Genomic DNA, 7,585 nt, shown 5'->3' with positions numbered 1-7,585 from the left:
AGTAACTCCACCACGTAAAGAAGCATCTGTTGCTGTTTAATACCTTAGATTATTCATACTTTTGCTAAGTCTCTGATTAACTCAGCCCTGCTGGGTCATTTTGTATAGCTTAGTCTAAACTCCAGAAAAAAGACTTAGCACCGGAAAAAGTTCGCCTCAAAGATAATTACCGAGAGCGCATATTTGCAGAATCCCAAAAACTAGATAAAAGTTACCTGGACACGCTTTACTTTATAGTTGATTGTTATTTTGCTTTCAGAAAGGGTGCATTTCCCACACAACAAGTAGCTTTCACGCCGAATAATACTGAAGATAACAAACTTATTCAGCCGACTCAAGAGCCATCTACTATCGAAAACCAAATTCTTGATTCTGATAACCAAACCTTCACCCTTGATTTTGAGTTGTAAGGGAAGTATGGGACTGCTGCCTCTATAGTGCGTAAGTCAAGCGATCGCACGATAGCGTCATCGCTTTCTTTTGCATAAATAAGATAATTCTAGCACCTCTGTTTGCTAAAGTAATTCTAAGGCGCGTGAATTTCCGAACAATCCAGAGGCATTATAACTATGAGAATACTTCATGGCACCTGGATACCAAACGAGGAAACTGACTTTATTCAGTCAGGGTCTTTTTACTTGTGGGTAGAAACTCAATTATCCCAAAAAAGTCAAACCAATAGTCAACAAATTCATCCTGGACACTTGGTAGAATCCCAATTAATCGCCTTTTTAATAGAAGAATTAGGAATTAAAGAAGACAAGACTAAATTTTGCCAGCGCATATCTTCCAAATACTTTGCTTTACCAACCACCAATAATCAGCCTCTCCCCTCACCAGAATTAACCAAGTATTTAGAAATTGAGCTGACTGACAGCTATGAAGAATTCCAATATTGGCAGGTAGATTGTTATGAAACAGTAGTATCTACCAAAAGTGGAATAGCACTTAATATTATCAAACTACTTAAAGATATCCATTTTTTAGCAATATATAATGCGGAGAAGTTTCAAATAGGTTCAGATTTATTATTTTGGTATCATTACACTCAAAGTTTTAAACAAGTAATCCTCAAAGACCAATTTATTCCCGCACTAAAATATCGACAGTTATCATCGGAAAATCCGAAGAAAAAAGGCAAAAGCAAGACTGCTAAAGCAGCATTTGAAATTTATGCCACCTGGGAAATTATTTCCGAACAATATGAAGCAAATATTCTTAAATATATTGACTATATGCCACTAATATGTGTGGCAGGTAAAGCAACAGTTAGCTATCCTATTGAGTTTTTTGATCGAGAAACACTATTGCGTCACTTTTCTGAATATGTACTTGACGATTTAGTGACTCACACCCCATCAACAGCCGCTTTTGACAAACAAATTGCTGATTCTCTAATTGAATCTTGCTTTTATCCTAGTCAGCATAATCCACTAACAACAAATACTGCCCTCAAAGAATATCAGCAATGGTTGGTGTGGAAAACCAAAATTACCCGCACTCAAGCTGATTCACCTTTTCATCTGTGCTTCCAGTTACATTCTCCTTCATCGTCACAAATAGACAATTGGCAAATTCAATTTCTAGTAGCGAGTAAACAAGATCCATCCTTGAAGTTAGTGTTAGCAGACTACTGGACAATGAATCAATTTTCCAAAACTGCTGTACATAAAGATTTTGGTAAAGATTTTGAAACAAATTTGCTGCTGAATTTGGGTTATGCAGCCAGGATGTATCCCAAACTATGGCTTGGGTTGGAAACAGCGAGTCCAATCGCAATGCAACTTACCTTAGATGAAGCATTTGATTTCCTTACTGAAAGTGCTTGGGTGTTAGAAGACTCAGGATTCAAAATAATTGTACCTGCTTGGTATACTCCCACAGGTCGTCGCCGCGCCAAAATTCGCCTCAAAGCATCGGGTAGCAAACTTGCTGCAACGAAAGGGGAAACAAAAAGCTATTTCGGCTTAGACTCACTGGTGGAGTATCAGTATGAGTTAGCGATTGGGGAGCAAACTGTCACACCTATTGAATGGGAACAACTGATTAATGCTAAAACTCCCCTAGTGCATTTTCGCGGTCAATGGATGGAATTAGACCGGGATAAAATGCAGCAGTTACTCGAATTTTGGCAGTCCCACGGTAACGAACAACCCCAGATGACCTTACTGGAGTTTCTACAACGCAGTGCTGAATTGGGGTCAGAATGGGAAATTGAACATGATGAAGCTTTGTCAGAGATGATAGCAAAGCTACAAGATAAAAGTCGCCTAGAGCCAATTTCTGAACTTGATAATCTGCAAGGCACGCTCCGAGAATATCAAAAACGTGGTGTTTCCTGGTTACAATATCTGGAAGATTTGGGATTAAATGGCTGTTTGGCAGACGATATGGGTTTAGGTAAATCCGTGCAGGTGATTGCCCGATTAGTGCAAGAGAAAGAGTTACATGAAGCTCTTAAAGTAGGAGAAAAGATTACTTCTTTATCTGCCCTGCCTACATTATTAATTGCCCCTACTTCTGTTGTCGGCAACTGGCAGAAAGAAATTGCCAAATTTGCACCTCATTTAAAAACTATGGTGCATCATGGTAGCACTAGGCTGCAAAATCTAGCTGATTTCAAAGCTGCTTGTCAACAAAACGATGTGATAATTAGCTCCTTTACTCTAGTTCGCAAAGATGAAAAGTTATTGAGCGGCGTCGAGTGGCAACGTTTAGTACTGGATGAGGCACAAAATATTAAAAATCCGAAAGCTGCCCAAACTAAAGCTATTTTAAAATTAAGAGCTAAACATCGGCTGGCATTAACAGGAACTCCTGTAGAAAACCGCTTACTGGATTTGTGGTCAATTTTTAACTTTCTCAATCCTGGTTACTTGGGTAAAGAAGCCCAGTTTCGGAAAATCTTCGAGATTCCGATTCAAAAAGACAATGACCGCGTGAAATCTGCCACCTTGAAAAAACTGGTAGAACCTCTAATTCTGCGAAGGTTAAAAACTGACCAATCTATTATTAATGACTTGCCAGATAAAGTGGAACAAAAACTCTACACTAACCTGACCAAAGAGCAAGCATCGCTTTATGAAGTGGTGGTACTAGATGTAGAAAAACAATTGCAATCAGCAGTGGGAATTCAGCGCAAAGGATTGATTCTTTCAACCCTGATGAAATTGAAGCAAATTTGCAATCATCCAGCCCAATTTCTGCAAGATGGGAGCGAATTTTCACCACTGCGTTCGCACAAACTCAGTCGGTTAGCAGAGATGGTTGAGGAGGCAGTTGATGAAGGAGAAAGTTTACTCATTTTTAGTCAATTTACGGAAGTGGGTGAAAAGATCGAGAAACATCTCAAACATAGTCTGCATTGCAATACTTACTATTTGCATGGTGGCACTAGTCGCCCACATCGAGAACAAATGATTACCGAATTTCAAGACCCAAATACAGAGCCATCGGTTTTTATCCTTTCTTTGAAAGCAGGCGGTGTGGGTATCACCCTCACGAAAGCCAACCATGTCTTTCACTTTGATCGTTGGTGGAACCCAGCAGTTGAAAACCAAGCAACTGACCGTGCTTTCCGTATTGGTCAGAAAAAGAACGTCTTTGTGCATAAATTTGTTGCTATTGGGACTTTAGAAGAGAGAATTGACCAAATGATTGAAGATAAGAAAAAACTCTCTGATGCTGTTATTGGTAGTGATGAATCTTGGCTCACAGAATTAGATAATGAAGCCTTTAAGCGGTTGATTTCATTGAACAAGAGTGCAATTTTGGAGTAGATATTATGGCTAAATTTAGTCGAACTTGGTGGGGTGATCGCTTTATTCAAGCACTAGAAGCTTTTACAGATGATAACCGACTCAAAAGAGGACGGTCTTATGCTAGCGGTGGTAAAGTTAAAAGCTTTGAGATTGACTTAAATAAAATTACTGCCAAAGTCAGAGGCTCAGTTAATCCCTATTTTGGAGTCTACAAAGAACCAACTTATAATATAGAGATTCAGATTACACCTATTGCTAAAAACCGTTGGAATGAAGCTATCCAAAAGCTTTCTTCTAAAGCCAGTATCATTTCTCGATTGCTGCTAAATGAAGTCCCGGAAAATATTGAAGATACTTTCTCTCATTTGGGACTACATTTATTGCCCCATAGTAGTAAGGATTTCAAAACTAAATGCTCTTGCCCAGATTATGCTAATCCCTGTAAGCACATTGCTGGAGTTTACTATTTAGTGGCTTCTCAATTAGATAATAATCCCTGGTTGTTATTTGAATTACGGGGATTATCGAAAGCAGAACTTCAAGCCAAATTAGCTGATTCTCCTTTGGGAAAAGCTCTATTGTCAGAATTGAATACTAAGGAAATCCCTTTAGAACTTTCTAATTCGCTGTACACTAAGCTAGAAAAGCAATCTCTTAACCAAATGCCAAATGCCAGAGAATTTTGGTTAGGTACAAAGCGATTACCACAAACTATTGAAGTGGCGACTCCAGGTAGTATCTGTGCAATTTTGATTAAGAAACAAGGGGATTTTCCTGATTTCTGGCACAATGATGCTTCCTTTATTGAAACAATGGAAGAACTGTATCAGCGAGTCAAAACCAAAAATCATCAGTTCTGATTTCAGCGCTGATAAAATAGGCTTTTAAGTCTCAGTATATTTTCATAAATCGAATCGAGTTCTATAGGAATCCGGTTTGATTTTTGAATAAAAGTAAGCAATACTTGTCAGGTTTTGGGTAAAAGTGAAAGAAAAAACCTTTAACCTTTTCTCCAAATCTAATCCCGACTTAAAAATGCAAAACCCGAGCAGTTATTGAGAATTCTGATTATTTAAACAGATTTGTTTGGACTAACAGTTTGCGAAAATACCCTGACCTGGCGTTAGTAAATTATCTGGATCGTAACGTCGCTTTGCACTTACGAAATTTCCCCAAACTGGACGATAATGCTGCTGCCAATCATGAGGGGAAAAGGGAATAGCATCTACGGAATATTTGTAACCACCCAAGTCACGGTTTTGCTCAAATAGTTTGCGATTATCAGACAACATCCGTGTAACTACAGCATCTTCTGGTGGTACTGCTGTTCGCAAAATAGAAAAGAGAAACACAATCTCTTCTGTGGGAACCCGGAACAAGGGTAGATTAAAACGGTTGGTTTTGACTGGATATAGCAGAATTGGCCCAAGACCAGTATCAGCTAACGTTAAGTTGGCAGCGACTTCACCAACAAAACTGTTAACTGCGCTACCAGGTACAAACAAATCTAACCAAGGATGAGGATTTGACCAAACACCAATAGATTTGAGAAAGGCAACTGTAGGAGCTAAACGGTTGAGGAAATCAAAATAAGTTTTATCTTCTATTTGTTGTGTGCCGCGAGTATAGTTTAACCCTGTAAGCAACAAACTGTTATTAGGTACAGAGGGAGGGCTGTAAAAGCTAGCCGCTTCTAGCAGATAACGCCATCCACCAGCATTATTAGAAACTAACTGACCTTCTACATAGTTGAAGCGCTCATCATTGATGATTTGGCGTTGGTCATGAGTAAAGGTAGCTAAATCGTCATAATATAACTGAAACACACGGGCATTGGTAGTGGCGGGAATTAGCTTAACAGTTGCCTGTACAATAATTCCACATTGACCTAGCCCTGCTAGTACTGCAAACCATAAATTGCGATTGTACGACAGCGAACAAGTTTCAAGATGACCAATACCAGTAACTACCTTCAGTTCTAAAACATTGTCAACTTGCACACCATAGCGATGAGTTGCACCACCAATACCCCCTACTGACAAAGTACCGCCTACAGAAAGTTCGATGTAATCAGTAAGAACAGGCGGTGTTAAGCCCATACCAAGCGTTTGTTGCAATAACTGACTCCACACCACTCCAGCATCAACAATTGCTCGGTCTGTACCAATGAAATGAATCTTGTTGAGCGTACTTAAATCAATAACAATGCCTGCTTCTACTTGTGACTGACCGTAGGTAGAGTGACCCTGACCGCGTGGGGCAACTTTGAGCTTGTGAGTCCGAGCGAATTGAATAACTTGAACAATATCCTCAATTGAGCCTGGTTTAAGTACTGCTATCGGTTGACGATGTATGATATTACCAAAGTCAATACTTGCATCAGTAAGTGTTGCATTATCAGTGTAAAGTACTCCATCTAAGGAAGGTAAACTTTCAAAAACAGATGTAGCACTGGCAGATGTTACCCAAGAACGAGTAGTTAAATCAAACCCGATCACAATTGCACTGGTAATCAAACCTTGTAAAACTGAGCGGCGTGAAGTGTTTTGTCTCATAATTTTTACTTGGTAGTACTATCGTTGCTTTTTTAAGCAAACACACTGGTAGTTTTTAGCGTACAGTTTGCGCTTTTCTCATGCGATTTCTGCGGCTTTGCACAAGGTTTACTACGGGAAACCAATAGCAATCTAATAGCCAGCATCAGCAGCCCTCTGGATATTCCTCAGTGCCGTGGGTTAGGTGATTGGCTGCGGGATTGAGGAAGGGAAGTAAAATTATTGCAATTGTCTAATAGGGTGGTCGCCGAGACATCTGCAAATTGGGATAGTTGTAAATAAATATTGCAGAAAAGCTCTTTTTGATTTACTAACTTGACCAAAAGTGATGAATGAAAAATAAAATTTTGGTTAATTTATACTTAGTTTAATATTTTTCCCAATTCCAATTTATTGCTGGGATTCAATCAATTAATTAGTACAATGAATCAATTCAAACCCTGCGATGCTTCTGGATGATTTGACTTATTTACTACTTGCTTACTCCGGCAAGTAACAGAAGAAGGGTATGAAATGGGATACAGCCATTTGCGAAATAATTGCGTTAGGCGCGGCATAATCACATAGGTGAGCAGAGCGACACCGAGTCCTGTACTAATCAGTTGATTGAGCAATAGAGGTAGCCCAGATAACAACGGTACTAGCAAACGATTGAGCTGAGGAAGCGTAAAGAATACTCCTAGCCAGCTCACTAACGCCATTTTGTAGCGGGGTGGTGGAGACATCATAGGTTTATTTGAGAGAGTAAACCAGGTTTCCAATCCGGTCAGGGTTTGAATATCTTCTGGCTTTTCAATCAAGGGTTGCAATCGCTCAATCCATTCCCGCCGAATATCTGATTCTAACCAGGTCTTGAGATTGTCGTAGCAATCGAACTTGAGAATGACCACGTACTCAGGATGGGCGTGATCCTGGGGTCGAATAGTGCTGACACCCAGATGTCCCTTGAATTTTCGTGCATCTGCGGCAATGCCATGAAACCATGCTTCGTAACCTTGCTCACGCCCCGGTCTCACTACATGAGAGATCACAGCAGTGACTGGACAGTTTTGTTCACTGATATTGATTGCTAACGGTTCATCGAACATAGAATTTAACGTTCCTGGTAATTTGATAGTTAAAAAAGAAAACGGCTCTTAGGGGAATGGCACTAAGAAAAGCTGAAATAGTTGCCTGATAAGAGGTTTAGAAAATTAATAGTTTTAAGGTCGGGAATCAGAATAATCTGGAACTCTCAGTTTGTGATCGCTGCTTCATTAGCCTACACTT

Annotated in this window: 5 protein-coding genes; 3 read left to right on the top strand and 2 right to left on the bottom strand. The window is 39.6% G+C overall.

Annotated elements, in window-relative coordinates; translation table 11 throughout:
• Positions 1-179: 179 nt before the first annotated feature.
• The 3 genes from LC653_RS47730 to LC653_RS43685 all read left to right on the top strand — a co-directional run bounded on the left by LC653_RS47730 (position 180) and on the right by LC653_RS43685 (position 4,621).
• A complete protein-coding gene (locus LC653_RS47730; RefSeq protein WP_229501497.1) occupies positions 180-410 on the top strand; it encodes a hypothetical protein in 231 nt (76 codons plus the stop codon).
• Positions 411-569: 159 nt separating this feature from the next.
• Positions 570-3,779: a DEAD/DEAH box helicase gene (locus LC653_RS43690; protein ID WP_229501496.1), complete on the top strand. Its 3,210-nt coding sequence runs from the start codon at positions 570-572 to the stop codon at positions 3,777-3,779.
• 5 nt (positions 3,780-3,784) lie between these two features.
• On the top strand, positions 3,785-4,621 hold the full coding sequence (locus LC653_RS43685) for an SWIM zinc finger family protein (protein WP_229501495.1): 837 nt from the start codon (positions 3,785-3,787) through the stop codon (positions 4,619-4,621).
• A gap of 231 nt (positions 4,622-4,852) precedes the next feature.
• Here the strand turns inward: LC653_RS43685 and LC653_RS43680 are convergent, their stop codons facing one another.
• Complete coding sequence (locus LC653_RS43680) at positions 4,853-6,316, bottom strand: FAD-binding protein (protein ID WP_229501494.1); 1,464 nt, start codon at positions 6,314-6,316, stop codon at positions 4,853-4,855.
• A 428-nt stretch (positions 6,317-6,744) separates the two neighbouring features.
• A complete protein-coding gene (locus tag LC653_RS43675) occupies positions 6,745-7,404 on the bottom strand; it encodes a putative antibiotic biosynthesis monooxygenase (protein ID WP_229501493.1) in 660 nt (219 codons plus the stop codon).
• Positions 7,405-7,585: the final 181 nt, after the last annotated feature.

Origin of the sequence: Nostoc mirabile CHAB5784 (assembly GCF_020829645.1) — a bacterium.
Lineage (GTDB): Bacteria > Cyanobacteriota > Cyanobacteriia > Cyanobacteriales > Nostocaceae > Nostoc > Nostoc mirabile.
Note: the sequence above shows the minus strand (reverse complement) of the source record. Positions and strands in the feature narration are given on the sequence as shown.